Origin of the sequence: Mycolicibacterium sichuanense, assembly GCF_033741125.1 — a bacterium.
GTDB lineage: Bacteria > Actinomycetota > Actinomycetes > Mycobacteriales > Mycobacteriaceae > Mycobacterium.
On the sequence record NZ_JAWQPU010000003.1, the window covers coordinates 557,339 to 568,956 of the forward strand.

An 11,618-nucleotide genomic window follows, 5' to 3' on the forward strand; every position below is an offset into this window, starting at 1 on the left:
GCGTAACTGAAACGTGTTCCAGTTTCGAATCCCCGGCGGCACGGCGGGGGCAGCCTCAGGCGTCGTCGTCGTCCCGGGAGGCGAGTGCCTGCTCGACCCGCTGGCGGGCGCCGGCCAGGTGCTCTTCGCACCGTTTGGCCAGCTCTTCGCCCCTTTCCCAGAGCATTAGCGAAGCCTCCAAGTCGAGCCCGCCCTGCTCGAGCCGGCGTACCACCTCGATGAGTTCGTCGCGGGATTCTTCGTATCCCATTTGACTAGTGGGCTTCATCGATCCCCTCGCTCGTCGTCATGATGGCGCCGTCGGTGACGCGGATCCGCAGTCGGGTTCCCGCAGGCGCGTCGGCCGTCGACCGCAACACCGTGCCGGCTCCCGACGCGATCTGGACCACGGCGTACCCGCGTGCCAGGGTGGCGGCGGGGCCCAGGGTGGCAAGGCGGGCCGACAGGTGCCCGATGCTCCTGGTCTCGGCGTCGACTAGCCGCGTGACGTCGCGTCGCGCCGTCGCCCTTGCCCGATCGATCTCCTCGGCCCGAGCGGTGAGCCCCGCCAGCGGTTGGGCCAGCACGGGCCGGGTGCGCAGATGGCTCAGGGTGTGCTGTTCGCGGTGCACCCAGTTGCGCAGCGCGCGGGCGCAGCGCTCGCGCAGCTCGGTCACCAGCGCCTGCTCGGCGACGGCGTCGGGCACCACCCGCTTGGCCGCGTCGGTGGGGGTGGCCGCCCGCAGATCGGCGACCAGATCGCACAGCGGGTTGTCGGGCTCGTGGCCGATCGCGCTGACGACGGGCGTCGTGCACTTGGCGATCTCCCGGCACAGCGTCTCGTCGGAGAACGGCAGCAGGTCTTCGACGCTTCCGCCGCCGCGGGCCAGCACGATGACGTCGACGTGCGGTTCGTCGTCGAGCTCCCGCAGGGCCGTCACGATCTGGGCGACTGCGCTCGGACCCTGGACGACGGTGTTGCGAACGGCGAATCGAACGGCCGGCCAGCGGGCCTCGGCCACCGACAGGACGTCGCGCTCGGCGGCCGAGGCGCGGCCGGTGATCAGGCCGATGGTGTTGGGCAGGAATGGAATCGGACGCTTCAGTCGCGGATCGAACAATCCCTCGGCATCGAGGAGTTTGCGCAGCCGGTCGATGCGGGCCAGCAGCTCGCCGATGCCGACGGCGCGAATCTGGTTGACGCGCAGGGAGAACGACCCTCGGCCGACGAAGAAGGTCGGCCGGCCGTGCATGATCACCTGGGTGCCCTCGGTCAGCTTGACCGGCGCGTTGTACACCAGGTCCCGCGGGCAGGTGATCTGAAGCGACATGTCCGCGGCGGGATCCCGCAGCGTGATGTAGGCGGTGCTGGAGTTGGGCCGGACGTTGAGCTGGGCGATCTGGCCCTCTACCCACACCGTGCCGAGCCGGTCGATCCAGTCCTTGACCATCATCGCGACGGAGCGGACCGGCCACGGGTTGTCGGGCGACTTGCCCTGGGCGGGCTCGGTCACAGCCGGTCGAGCCCAGCGGCGACGGAGTAGGTCATTTCGCGGTCGCGCGGGTGATCCTGTTGGCCAGCAGCGTCTGGAACGGGGCGCGCGCCCTGGTGGTCTCCTCGTAGGCCAGCAGCGCCTCGAGGTCGGCCACCTTCAACTGCGGCAGCCGGGCCCTCAGCTGGGCCAGCGTCAGCGACTCGTAGCCGAGCTCTTCGACGATCGCCGGCGCGGCCGCCGACGGCGATGCCGGCGTGGGCTTCTCGTCGCGGGTCTCGGGCTCCCCGGTGCTGTACAGCGCGAACCGGCCCTCGGTGAGGCGCTCGCCGTTGCGGGGGACCTCGTCGACCACGTCGTCGGAATCGACGGCGTCGGCGCTCTCGAAGTCCTCGTCGAACGTCGCCCACTCGGGCTGCTCGTCCTTGGGCGGGAACAGCGAATCCAGCGTCTCGTCACCCCTGATCACCAGGTCGGCGACGTCCTGCTGCACCTTCATCACCAGTTGCGCGAGCTGGCTGGCGACGGTCATCGGATACATCACGATGGTCTGCGGCAGTCTGCGGGTTTCCTCCAGCGCGGTGACGGCGGCGCCGACCAGCAGACGGACTCCATAGGGGGCAGTAGCCATGCGTGCCAGAGTACGGCTGGTCGTTCGTGCCCGTCGGTAAGTACCCTTGGAGTCATGTCGCAGACGATCAACATGGGTATGCCCGGCGCGACCCTGTCGGTCGCCGCGCCGTTCGAAGGCAAGCGGGTGTTGCTGGCCGAGCCGCGGGGGTACTGCGCGGGCGTCGACCGCGCCGTCGAGACCGTCGAGCGGGCGCTGGAGAAGCACGGGGCTCCGGTCTACGTGCGCCACGAGATCGTGCACAACGTTCACGTGGTGGAGACGCTGGCCAAGGCCGGGGCGGTCTTCGTCGAGGAGACCAGCGAGGTGCCCGAGGGTTCCATCGTGGTGTTCTCCGCGCACGGGGTGGCGCCGACGGTGCACGTCGAGGCCGCCGAGCGGAACCTGACCACGATCGACGCCACCTGCCCGCTGGTGACCAAGGTGCACAACGAGGCCAAGCGCTTCGCCCGGGACGACTACGACATCCTCCTCGTCGGGCACGAGGGCCATGAAGAGGTCGTCGGCACCGCCGGTGAGGCGCCCGACCACGTGCAACTGGTCGACGGTCCCGATTCGGTCGACAAGGTCACCGTGCGCGACGAGAACAAGGTCATCTGGCTTTCGCAGACCACGCTGAGCGTCGACGAGACCATGGAGACCGTGCAGCGGCTGCGCGAGCGCTTCCCCAAGCTGCAGGATCCGCCGAGCGACGACATCTGCTACGCCACCCAGAACCGCCAGGTCGCGGTCAAGGTGATGGCACCGGAGTGCGAGCTGGTGATCGTCGTCGGTTCGCGTAACTCGTCGAACTCGGTGCGGTTGGTCGAGGTCGCCCTCGGCGCCGGGGCGGATGCGTCCTACCTGGTCGACTACGCCGAGGACATCGATCCCGGGTGGCTCGACGGGGTGACGACCGTCGGCGTGACCTCCGGCGCGTCGGTGCCCGAGGTGTTGGTGCGCGGTGTGCTGGATCGTCTGGCCGAGTACGGCTACGGGACAGTTCAGCCCGTGACGACGGCCAACGAGACGCTGGTGTTCGCGCTGCCTCGGGCCATCCGCCCAAAGCGCGGCGCCCCGTCCGAGTAACCGGACGCCTCAGTCCTCAGGCGTCCCAGGAGTCCGGCGCGGAATGCCGCGGTTGGCGTGGCCGGGTGCGGTGCTCGGTGCGGGACTCCCCGTCGTCGGTCCCCCGGTAGCGCACTCGTGAGATCGGGTGGTGGGTGCCGCCGGATCCGTTGACCCGCGTCGCGGGCGGTTCGTAGGGCTCGTAGTCCGCAGCGCGGGGCCGCCTCGGCCGTTCCGGGCGATCGACCCGTTCCGGGCGTTCGGTGCGCTCGTAGGCCTCGGAGCGGTCGCGGCGCTGTGGGCGTTCGTAGCGATCCCGCTCCGGCCGGTCCGCGGAGCTGCGGCGGTCCAGCGGGGGCAGGGGACGTCGGTCCCGCGGTTCGCGGCGCTCGCGTGAGGCCCGGTCCGGCCGGTCACGGTCGCGGGGTTCGCGTGAGGTCCGCTCGGGCCGGTCACGGTCGCGGGGTTCGCCGCTGCGCGGGCGGCGCCGCGGTTCGGCGGTCGGGTCGACGGGTGGCGTGCTGCGCCGGCGCGGCCGGTCCACCACGGGTTCGATGATCTCGGTCTCCGGTGGCCGGGAGTGCCGCGACGAACGCCGGGAGCCGGTGCCCGGTGCCGCGCCGGCCGCCCGCGAAGAACCGGCGGCGGGGCGAGTGCTCCGACGGGGCGGCCGGGGCGCTGGGTCGTCGTCCCCGGGATCGGAGGATGCGACGGCTGCTGCCGTCGCCGCGGCGGCCGCCCGCGCCGCGCGGGCGATCGAGCTGCGGCTGCTGCGTCGCCCCCTGGTGGCGGCCGGTGCGGCCCCGTCCTCGTCGGTGGCGCCCGACTCGTCGGAGGCGTCCGCGGCGCCGTCCCGCGGGATCGCGCGTCCGGTCAGCGTGGCGAGGTACCAGCGGACCAATCCGATCGCCAGCACCGTCGCCGAGGTGAAGAACATCAGCGGGAAGCGCTCGATCAGGGGATACCCGTAGTTGATCAGGGTGTCCTTGATGCCGGTGATGGTGCTGCCGTGGAACACGAAGTAGGCGAAGGGGACGGCGACGAAGAGGATGAGCGGAGGCTGGATCACCGCGGTGAACAAGCCGGATTGGCGCACCGCGAGCACGGCGCCGAGGCAGCCGAGGACGTAGCACACCGCGAAGACCGCGCCGAGTGCGTCGTTGCCGCTGCCCGCGTCGAAGGCCACGCCGATGGCGGTGAGCGTGATGGCCACGATCGAAGCCGCCCACCAGGGGATTCCGGGGACGCGAGGCAGCGCCGATCGTTGGTCGGCGGCCACCGCCGACCGTCCGCGCAGTCCTGACACACGTCGACCGTACCGGCAATGGTGGGTGCAGCGCTGACAGCGCGCGTTGGCGTGCCGGTGGGTCGGGCCCGGCAGCCGCCTAGACTGTCCAATCCGTGGGCCTCAACCTCGGAATCGTCGGACTACCCAACGTCGGCAAGTCAACGTTGTTCAACGCGTTGACGCGCAATGACGTGCTCGCCGCCAACTACCCGTTCGCGACCATCGAGCCGAACGAGGGCGTGGTCGCGCTGCCGGATCCGCGGCTCGACAAGCTCGCCGAGATCTTCGGCTCGGAGAAGACCGTGCCGGCGCCGGTGACGTTCGTGGACATCGCCGGGATCGTCAAGGGTGCGTCGGAGGGGGCGGGCCTTGGCAACAAGTTCCTGGCCAACATCCGCGAGTGCGACGCGATCTGTCAGGTGGTCCGGGTGTTCGCCGACGACGACGTCGTGCACGTCGACGGAAGGGTCGACCCGAAGTCCGACATCGAGGTCATCGAGACCGAACTGATCCTGGCCGACATGCAGACGCTGGAGAAGGCGGTGCCGCGCCTGGAGAAGGAGGCGCGCAACAACAAGGACCGCAAGCCGGTCCACGAGGCCGCGGTGGCGGCGCAGGCCACGCTCGACGGCGGCACCACGCTGTTCGCGGCCGGCGCGGACGTCTCGCTGCTGCGCGAGCTGAACCTGATGACCACCAAGCCGTTCCTCTACGTGTTCAACGCCGACGAGTCGGTGCTGACCGACGCGGCGCGCAAGGCCGAGCTGCGCCAGCTGGTCGCGCCCGCCGACGCGGTGTTCCTCGACGCCAAGATCGAGGCCGAGCTGCAGGAGCTGGACGACGAGTCGGCCGCCGAGCTGCTCGAGTCGATCGGCCAGACCGAGAAGGGCTTGGATGCGTTGGCGCGGGCGGGTTTTCACACGCTAAACCTGCAGACCTACCTGACCGCCGGGCCCAAGGAGGCGCGGGCCTGGACCATCCACCGCGGGGACACCGCGCCCAAGGCGGCCGGCGTCATCCACACCGACTTCGAGAAGGGCTTCATCAAGGCCGAGATCGTGTCCTTCGACGATCTGGTCGCGGCGGGTTCGATGGCGGCGGCCAAGTCGGCGGGCAAGGTGCGCATGGAGGGCAAGGACTACGTCATGGCCGACGGGGACGTGGTGGAGTTCCGCTTCGGATCAACGTCTACAAGCAAGGGTTGATGCAGGTCGCGGCGCGCTCTCGTAGCATCCGACCATGCAGACGCTCCTCTTCGCGCTGGGGCTAGTACTCTTCGTCCTCGGTCTCGTGACGGGTGTGGTGATCCCGGCCCTCAAGAATCCACGCATGGGACTGGCCAGTCACCTGCAAGGCATGACGAACGGCCCGTTTCTCATCGTGGTCGGCCTGCTGTGGCCACATCTCGTTCTGCCACACGTTTGGCAGATCGTGACAGTGGCGCTTCTGGCGTACGGAACGTATGCAAACTGGTTGGCCACGCAACTCGCAGCGATCTGGGGTGCCGGGCAAAAGTTCGCGCCGGCCGCGGCGGGGGACCACGTGGCATCTCCCATCAAGGAGCGACTAGTCAACTTCCTCCTGGTGTCGCTTGCGCCCGCGATGATCGCAGCCAGCATCGTTCTCATCGTGGGCGTCGTGAGATAGGAACCGTGTCCGCTCGCGCCGGGCGCTTCGGTTGCGACGCGACGTGGTGGAGTTCCGCTTCAACGTGTGAGTGAAGTCCCCCTCCCGATCGGTGGCATGGTCGACGACCCCGGCGCCGGTCATCGGTCGAACGCGGGGAGGACGAATCGACGCAGCATGTCGGCCTCGGTCCGTTCATCACCCAGCGGCAGGTAGGTCAACGACATCACCAGGTGGACGATCCACGCCGCAGCCATGGGGTCGTCGTCGGTGATCCCGGTGAGTTCTGCGGCAAGGGCGCCGAGGACCGACGAGTCGCGTAGGTCGCTCAGCCGGGGTGTCGTGCGTGCATCCGAGACCAGTCGACGGACCGGATCCGACCTGATCTGTCGCAGTGCAGCGGCGATGGCGCCGATGACCCGCTCGTTGCCATCGAGTCCGTCGACCTCGCGACGAACGGTATCGGTGACGGCGGCGGCGACGCGGACCAGCACGGCATCGCGGATCTGCGCCTTGCCGCCGGCGTATCGGTAGATCGTGGCCCTCGAGCAGTGCACGCGCTCGGCCAGCACGTCGACGTCCAAGGCGTCCAGCCCCTCTCGAAGCACCAGGTCGACCGCAGCGGTGTAGATGCGCTCCGCGGCTGCCGCCCGGCGATCTCCGCCGACGACCCAATCGTCTCGAACCACCTGTGCGCTCCCTGTGTCGTCTGGAACTCAGTTTCTCAGAGTTGAGACGAAACCCATCGAACTTCTCACCGATGGCGCTGGTGGCCGATGGCCGGTGAGACGCCGATACGCGACGGCGGCGACACCCCATCTCGACTTCCGCGCCTTCGATTGACGCGGACGGGTCGGGCCATCAGCGTGGAGTCATGGCCGGCCGGGATGGTGCTCTGGGCATCGCGCTCTTCGACGACCAATACGTCCAGGACCCGTATCCGCTCTACGAGCGCATGCACGCAAAGGGTCCGGTGCACCGGATCGGCGACTCGGACTTCTACGCCGTCACCGGTTGGGCTGCCGTCGACGAGGCGGTCACACGATGCGCAGACTTCTCCTCGAACCTGACCGCGACGATGATGCGTGGCGCCGACGGCTCCGTGGACACGTTCCCGATGGGTGAGCTTGGCGGACCGACGCAGGCGCTCGCCACTGCCGATGATCCCGTGCACGCCACCCACCGCAAGGCGCTGATCCCGCACCTGGCGGTCAGGCGCGTCCGCGCGGTCGAGCCGTTCATCGCCGAGACGGCCGCCCACCTCTGGCACCATGGCGTGCGCGACGGCTGCGTCGAGTGGATGGGGGCGATGGCCAACCGGCTGCCGATGCTGGTCGTCGGCGGGATCATCGGAATTCCCGATCGCGACGTCGAAGAGCTCGTCGAATGGGGATGTGCTGCAACGCAGTTCGTGGAGGCACTGGTCGGCGAGGAGCAGCTGACCGCCGCCGGTAGGGCGGTCGCCGAACTCGGCGCCTACATCACCGAGCGGTTCCGTCACGCCACCGTGAACCCGCGGGATGACCTGCTCGGTGACCTCGCGAGGGCTCGGGCCGCCGGCGAATTGGACGAGGTCGCCGCGCAGGTCATATTGATCACGCTGTTCAGCGCCGGGGGTGAGAGCACCGCGTCGTTGATCGGTTCGGCGGCCTGGATCCTGGCCAGCCGTCCGGCGATCCAGCGCCAGGTGCGGGACCGACCAGAACTGCTCGGCGCGTTCCTGGAGGAGGTGCTGCGCTTCGAACCGCCGTTTCGCGGTCACTACCGCCACGTCGTTCGCGACACCGAACTCGGCGGAGTGGCCCTGCCGGCCGGGTCCCGCTTGCTGCTGATGTGGGGCGCCGCCAACCGCGACCCCTCGCACGTCGACGATCCCGGGGTGTTCCGGCTCGACCGGTCCGGTGACAGAGGGCACCTGGCCTTCGGCAGGGGTGCGCACTTCTGCGTCGGTGCTGCGCTGGCCCGGTTGGAGGCCACCGTCGTGCTCGGGCAGCTGTTGCAACGCACCACGTGGGTCGACGCCGCGCAGACCGGGCGCTGGCTGCCCAGCCTTCTGGTGCGTCGGCTCGAGCACCTGCATCTGGCGCTCACCTGACCTGACGGGCAGGCTTCTCTGCGCACCGTCACCGAGTGATGATGGAAGACAGTCGCCGTCCGTTCAAGGACGCGGGCACGCTGGCGGCGATGTGTCATGCAGGCACGAGGGTCGGCGATCTGGTGGGGAGGGACGAACCTTGAGTCAGGACGACTTGGTCGACGTCTATCGAAAGTACCTGGCCTGCTTGAACGAACGACGATGGTCCGATCTCGGTGACTTCGTGGCCGAGGAGCTGTCCTACAACCACGCGCCGATGATGCTGAGCGACTACCGCGCGATGCTCGAGGCGGACGTGGACGCGATTCCCGATCTGCGGTTCGAGCCCGAGATCCTGCTCGCCGACGCCCACGTCGTGGCCTGCCGGCTCTTCTTCGACTGCACGCCCCGGCACGCGTTCCTCGGGTTCGCGCCGAAGGGCGGCCGGGTCCATTTCGCCGAACACGTCTTCTACCGATTCGTCGACGGCCGGATCGTAGAGGTCTGGTCGGTGATCGACCGAGAAGCGATCCGGCAGCAGGTGTGATCCGGAGTCACTCCTCGACGGCGGTCAGGGCGCGGTTGATGGTGGCCTGGCGCACCAGGAAGGCGGACTCGTCGAGCTTCTTGCGGCGCATCCAGGTGGTCACCTCGGCATTGCACTTGCTGGCATTGCAGGAGCGGCAGCTGGGCACCACGTTGGCGAGTTCGTAGCGGCCGCCGCGCGAAATGGGTAGGACGCAGTCCTTTTGCAGCGGGGTCCCGGCCGCCCCGCAGTATGCGCAGCCACCCCAGGCCACCGTCAGCGCGGCCCACTCCGCCTCGGTGAGGCTGTGCTCCTGCAACGCCATGCGCTTGCGACGTCGCCGCGCGTAGCGGACCGCGCGGGTCTGACTTCGGGACGGCACGCGCCGAGGCTACCGCGGGTGAGCGGCCCGGCCGGGGAGCGCATCGCTGCGCGTCCCGCCGGACCCGCGCTCAGAACGGCAGGTCCACCTGGCCATTGGTGGTGTTGGCCTCGTCGTGGTTGGAGTCGACGTATCCCAGCCGGCCGGGCACCTGGGGCTCGGGGCCATAGGGAATCAGCGGGTCGGTGCCGACGGGCTGGATGCTCGTCGCGATGGGTGCCGGCGCGGGGGCGGCGCTTGCGGCGGGAGCCAGTGCGACGGCTCCGCCGACCAGGACCGCGGCCAGTCCGGTCAGGGCGTAGGTGAAGGGTGTCTCCATGATGGTCTCCTCTGCTCGGTGGTCCTCGTTGGACACTTCTCATCCTGTGTGCCGCGGCCTTCTACGTCGTCGCTGCTGGCACCCAACTGCCATTGCAGCTAGCCGGAATCCTCTTTTGGTCGCCGAGGTGTGGCCGGCCCGTGACCCTGACGCGACCGCGTCCCGGCACGCTCGTCGGCATGACTGCAGTCGAGGTGATCTACCTGATCGCCGCGATCCTGTGGATCGGTGCGGTGTTGGCGGCGTTGGCGATCGGTACGTACGTGGCTCTGAGACTGCGTGCCCGGCGGCGCCGGGTCACCCGGCTACTCGGCGCCGTGCGCGATCCTGCCGCCTGGCTGGGCTCCTATTGGCGGTCGTCGGGCCCGCGGGTGCCCACGTCGATGAACGAGATGACGAAGATCATCGTCAGCAGCGTGAAGATCGCCAGCGCGGAGAGCAGATCACCCCACTGGAAGGGATAGAGCATCCCGTCGATCGAGAGCACCAGCACCGTCTCGATCACCCCGAACGCGAAGAAGAAGATGCCGAACAAGAGCCGGGAGAACCTGCGGTGCAACGCGGTTCTGCGCAGCTCGATGATCAGGGTCAGCAGCAGCAACGGCAGGATCTGGGACAGCGTGGACGCGGTCGGGCCGTCCATCACCACGATCTGGAAGCCACCGGGATCGGTCATCGGGCGATGACGCTAGCAGGCTTTGCTGAACGTCTGCTGCGTTAGCGGAATGCCCTCGCGTACTGCGGCGGGTGCGCCAGCTCGGCGCCCAGCTGCTCGGCCGCCTGCCGGAACCACGACGGGTTGCGCAGGAGTTCCCTGGCCAGGAAGACGGCGTCGGCCTGTTCGGAGCTGACGATCTCGTCGGCCTGTTCCGCGTCGGTGATCAATCCGACTGCGGAGGTGGGGATTTCGACCTCCTTGCGCACTCGCGCCGCGAATGGCACCTGGTAGCCGGGGCCGACGGTGATCTTGGCGTCGGGTGCGGATCCGCCAGAGGACACGTCCATCAGGTCGACGCCGAGATCCTTGAGCTGGGAGGCGAGTTCGACGGTGTCGTCGACCGTCCACCCGGGTCGCTCGTCGTCGGTGTCCCCACCGAGCCAGTCGGTGGCCGAGACGCGGAAGAACAGCGGCAGCTCCTCGGGCCAACTGGACCGCACGGCGCGGGTGACCTCGATGGCGAAGCGAAGCCGGTTCTGCAGTGACCCGCCGTACCGGTCGGTGCGGACGTTGGAGTGCGGCGAGAGGAACTGGTGGATCAGATATCCATGGGCGCCATGCAGTTCCAGCACCTTGAAGCCGGCGACCGCGGCGCGGCGGGCGGCGTCGGCGAAGGCTCCGACGATCGTCTCGATCTCGTCGATGCCGAGCTCGGCCGGGCTGGGCAGCCGGCCGAACGGCAGCGCGCTGGCCCCGACGGTGCCCCAGGTCTGCGGATGCTCGTCCCGCCAAGGCCGCCCCGTCGAGCCCTTGCGGCCCGCGTGCACCAACTGGATGCCGGGGACCGATCCTTGGCCCGAGACGAAGTCGGTGATGCGGCGAAAGGCCATGGCCTGGCGGTCGTTCCAGAGGCCGACGTCGTAGACGCTGCTGCGTCCGACCGGATCGACCGCGGTGGCCTCCACCATGACCAGTGCGGCGCCGGCGGCTGCCCGCGAGCCGAGGTGTTGCAGGTGCCAGTCCGACGGCGTTCCGGTGTCGTTACCGTCCGGTGCAGCCGCGAACTGCATCATCGGCGACATCCAGGCCCGGTGGGCGAACGTCACTTCGCGCAGGGTCAGGGGTGTGAACAAGTGGGGCATGCCGATCCCTACTTCTCGAGCGGCAGCGGGGCGTTCTCGCTGTCGAGGTGTTCGATGGTGCTGAAGATCAGCTCGGTGTCGCCGATGTTCTCGATGTCGTGCAGGAGATATTCGCCTGCGCCGAAGTGGAAGTGTCGCGTCTCGCCCGCTTCGTATGACACCTCCCGAACCGTACCGTCGAACGTGTGCTGCCTGCTGCGGCCGGCGTTGACGGCGGTCCAGAAGTAGTCGAGGACGTGGCGGTGTGCGTGCCAGCGCTCACCGGGCGCCAGACGAATCTCCCACACCCGGACCCGATCGTTCTCGCTGAGCAGCCGGGAGCCCACCTCGCCGTCCTCGGCGTGCTCGGCGAACTCGGCCTTGAGCCAGTCGGGCCAGCCCTCGAATTCGGTGGCGACGAGGTCGCCAGCCAAGGGTAGATCGGAAAGGAATCCGTTGTCGTTCATGTCGTCT

At 68.9% G+C, this 11,618-nt stretch carries 15 protein-coding genes; 5 read left to right on the forward strand and 10 right to left on the reverse strand.

The annotated features are described in order from the left end of the window. Positions 1-55 precede the first annotated feature (55 nt). From SBI80_RS13095 to SBI80_RS13105, 3 genes are read right to left on the reverse strand one after another with little or no spacing between them, the layout of a single operon-like run. Complete coding sequence (locus SBI80_RS13095) at positions 56-268, reverse strand: exodeoxyribonuclease VII small subunit (RefSeq protein ID WP_318975147.1); 213 nt, start codon at positions 266-268, stop codon at positions 56-58. Next, positions 255-1,493, reverse strand: a complete 1,239-nt coding sequence (gene xseA / locus SBI80_RS13100; protein ID WP_318975148.1) for an exodeoxyribonuclease VII large subunit — start codon at positions 1,491-1,493, stop codon at positions 255-257. The genes SBI80_RS13095 and xseA overlap by 14 nt, the downstream gene beginning before the upstream one ends. Positions 1,494-1,524: 31 nt before the next feature. Further along, entirely contained in the window at positions 1,525-2,103 is a 579-nt protein-coding gene (locus SBI80_RS13105; RefSeq protein ID WP_318975149.1) for a lipid droplet-associated protein, read from the reverse strand. Between the two features lie 54 nt (positions 2,104-2,157). Between SBI80_RS13105 and SBI80_RS13110 the strand changes: the two genes are divergently transcribed. After that, a complete protein-coding gene (locus tag SBI80_RS13110) occupies positions 2,158-3,171 on the forward strand; it encodes a 4-hydroxy-3-methylbut-2-enyl diphosphate reductase (RefSeq protein ID WP_318975150.1) in 1,014 nt (337 codons plus the stop codon). Between the two features lie 16 nt (positions 3,172-3,187). On the opposite strand, the gene SBI80_RS13115 is transcribed toward SBI80_RS13110, so the two are convergent. Then, positions 3,188-4,456 carry a DUF6542 domain-containing protein gene (locus SBI80_RS13115; protein WP_318975152.1) on the reverse strand — a complete coding sequence of 423 codons (1,269 nt, stop codon included), beginning with the start codon at positions 4,454-4,456 and terminating at the stop codon, positions 3,188-3,190. A gap of 95 nt (positions 4,457-4,551) precedes the next feature. On the opposite strand from SBI80_RS13115, the gene ychF reads away from it, so the two are divergent. Together ychF and SBI80_RS13125 are read left to right on the forward strand one after the other, a co-directional pair. Then, positions 4,552-5,643 (forward strand): redox-regulated ATPase YchF, encoded by a 1,092-nt coding sequence (gene ychF / locus SBI80_RS13120; protein WP_318975154.1) that lies wholly within the window; start codon positions 4,552-4,554, stop codon positions 5,641-5,643. A 34-nt stretch (positions 5,644-5,677) separates the two neighbouring features. Continuing rightward, positions 5,678-6,085, forward strand: coding sequence for a styrene oxide isomerase (locus tag SBI80_RS13125; protein ID WP_318975156.1), 408 nt, complete (start codon positions 5,678-5,680; stop codon positions 6,083-6,085). Between the two features lie 119 nt (positions 6,086-6,204). On the opposite strand, the gene SBI80_RS13130 is transcribed toward SBI80_RS13125, so the two are convergent. Then, positions 6,205-6,753 (reverse strand): TetR/AcrR family transcriptional regulator, encoded by a 549-nt coding sequence (locus SBI80_RS13130; protein ID WP_318975158.1) that lies wholly within the window; start codon positions 6,751-6,753, stop codon positions 6,205-6,207. A 185-nt stretch (positions 6,754-6,938) separates the two neighbouring features. Between SBI80_RS13130 and SBI80_RS13135 the strand changes: the two genes are divergently transcribed. Then, positions 6,939-8,159, forward strand: coding sequence for a cytochrome P450 (locus tag SBI80_RS13135; RefSeq protein ID WP_318975160.1), 1,221 nt, complete (start codon positions 6,939-6,941; stop codon positions 8,157-8,159). A gap of 139 nt (positions 8,160-8,298) precedes the next feature. Then, positions 8,299-8,685: an ester cyclase gene (locus SBI80_RS13140; RefSeq protein ID WP_318975162.1), complete on the forward strand. Its 387-nt coding sequence runs from the start codon at positions 8,299-8,301 to the stop codon at positions 8,683-8,685. Between the two features lie 7 nt (positions 8,686-8,692). Here the strand turns inward: SBI80_RS13140 and SBI80_RS13145 are convergent, their stop codons facing one another. From SBI80_RS13145 to SBI80_RS13165, 5 genes are all read right to left on the reverse strand, one after another. Beyond that, entirely contained in the window at positions 8,693-8,989 is a 297-nt protein-coding gene (locus SBI80_RS13145; protein ID WP_318975263.1) for an HNH endonuclease, read from the reverse strand. A gap of 127 nt (positions 8,990-9,116) precedes the next feature. Beyond that, the gene (locus tag SBI80_RS13150; protein WP_318975164.1) at positions 9,117-9,365 is read right to left on the reverse strand and encodes a hypothetical protein; all 249 of its coding nucleotides are present in this window, start codon (positions 9,363-9,365) and stop codon (positions 9,117-9,119) included. A 346-nt stretch (positions 9,366-9,711) separates the two neighbouring features. Further along, complete coding sequence (locus SBI80_RS13155) at positions 9,712-10,041, reverse strand: hypothetical protein (RefSeq protein ID WP_318975166.1); 330 nt, start codon at positions 10,039-10,041, stop codon at positions 9,712-9,714. Positions 10,042-10,082: 41 nt separating this feature from the next. Next, positions 10,083-11,165, reverse strand: coding sequence for an NADH:flavin oxidoreductase/NADH oxidase (locus SBI80_RS13160; RefSeq protein WP_318975167.1), 1,083 nt, complete (start codon positions 11,163-11,165; stop codon positions 10,083-10,085). Between the two features lie 8 nt (positions 11,166-11,173). Then, positions 11,174-11,611 (reverse strand): cupin domain-containing protein, encoded by a 438-nt coding sequence (locus SBI80_RS13165; RefSeq protein WP_318975169.1) that lies wholly within the window; start codon positions 11,609-11,611, stop codon positions 11,174-11,176. Between the last annotated feature and the right edge of the window lie 7 nt (positions 11,612-11,618).

Bases quoted from the DNA above. Each gene is read 5' to 3' on its own strand.
- SBI80_RS13125 (WP_318975156.1), top strand. From the start codon at position 5,678: ATGCAGACGCTCCTCTTCGCGCTGGGGCTAGTACTCTTCGTCCTCGGT.
- SBI80_RS13105 (WP_318975149.1), bottom strand. From the start codon at position 2,103: ATGGCTACTGCCCCCTATGGAGTCCGTCTGCTGGTCGGCGCCGCCGTC.
- SBI80_RS13145 (WP_318975263.1), bottom strand. From the start codon at position 8,989: ATGGCGTTGCAGGAGCACAGCCTCACCGAGGCGGAGTGGGCCGCGCTG.
- SBI80_RS13095 (WP_318975147.1), bottom strand. From the start codon at position 268: ATGAAGCCCACTAGTCAAATGGGATACGAAGAATCCCGCGACGAACTC.
- SBI80_RS13165 (WP_318975169.1), bottom strand. From the start codon at position 11,611: ATGAACGACAACGGATTCCTTTCCGATCTACCCTTGGCTGGCGACCTC.
- SBI80_RS13160 (WP_318975167.1), bottom strand. From the start codon at position 11,165: ATGCCCCACTTGTTCACACCCCTGACCCTGCGCGAAGTGACGTTCGCC.
- SBI80_RS13150 (WP_318975164.1), bottom strand. From the start codon at position 9,365: ATGGAGACACCCTTCACCTACGCCCTGACCGGACTGGCCGCGGTCCTG.
- SBI80_RS13135 (WP_318975160.1), top strand. From the start codon at position 6,939: ATGGCCGGCCGGGATGGTGCTCTGGGCATCGCGCTCTTCGACGACCAA.
- SBI80_RS13110 (WP_318975150.1), top strand. From the start codon at position 2,158: ATGTCGCAGACGATCAACATGGGTATGCCCGGCGCGACCCTGTCGGTC.
- SBI80_RS13155 (WP_318975166.1), bottom strand. From the start codon at position 10,041: ATGACCGATCCCGGTGGCTTCCAGATCGTGGTGATGGACGGCCCGACC.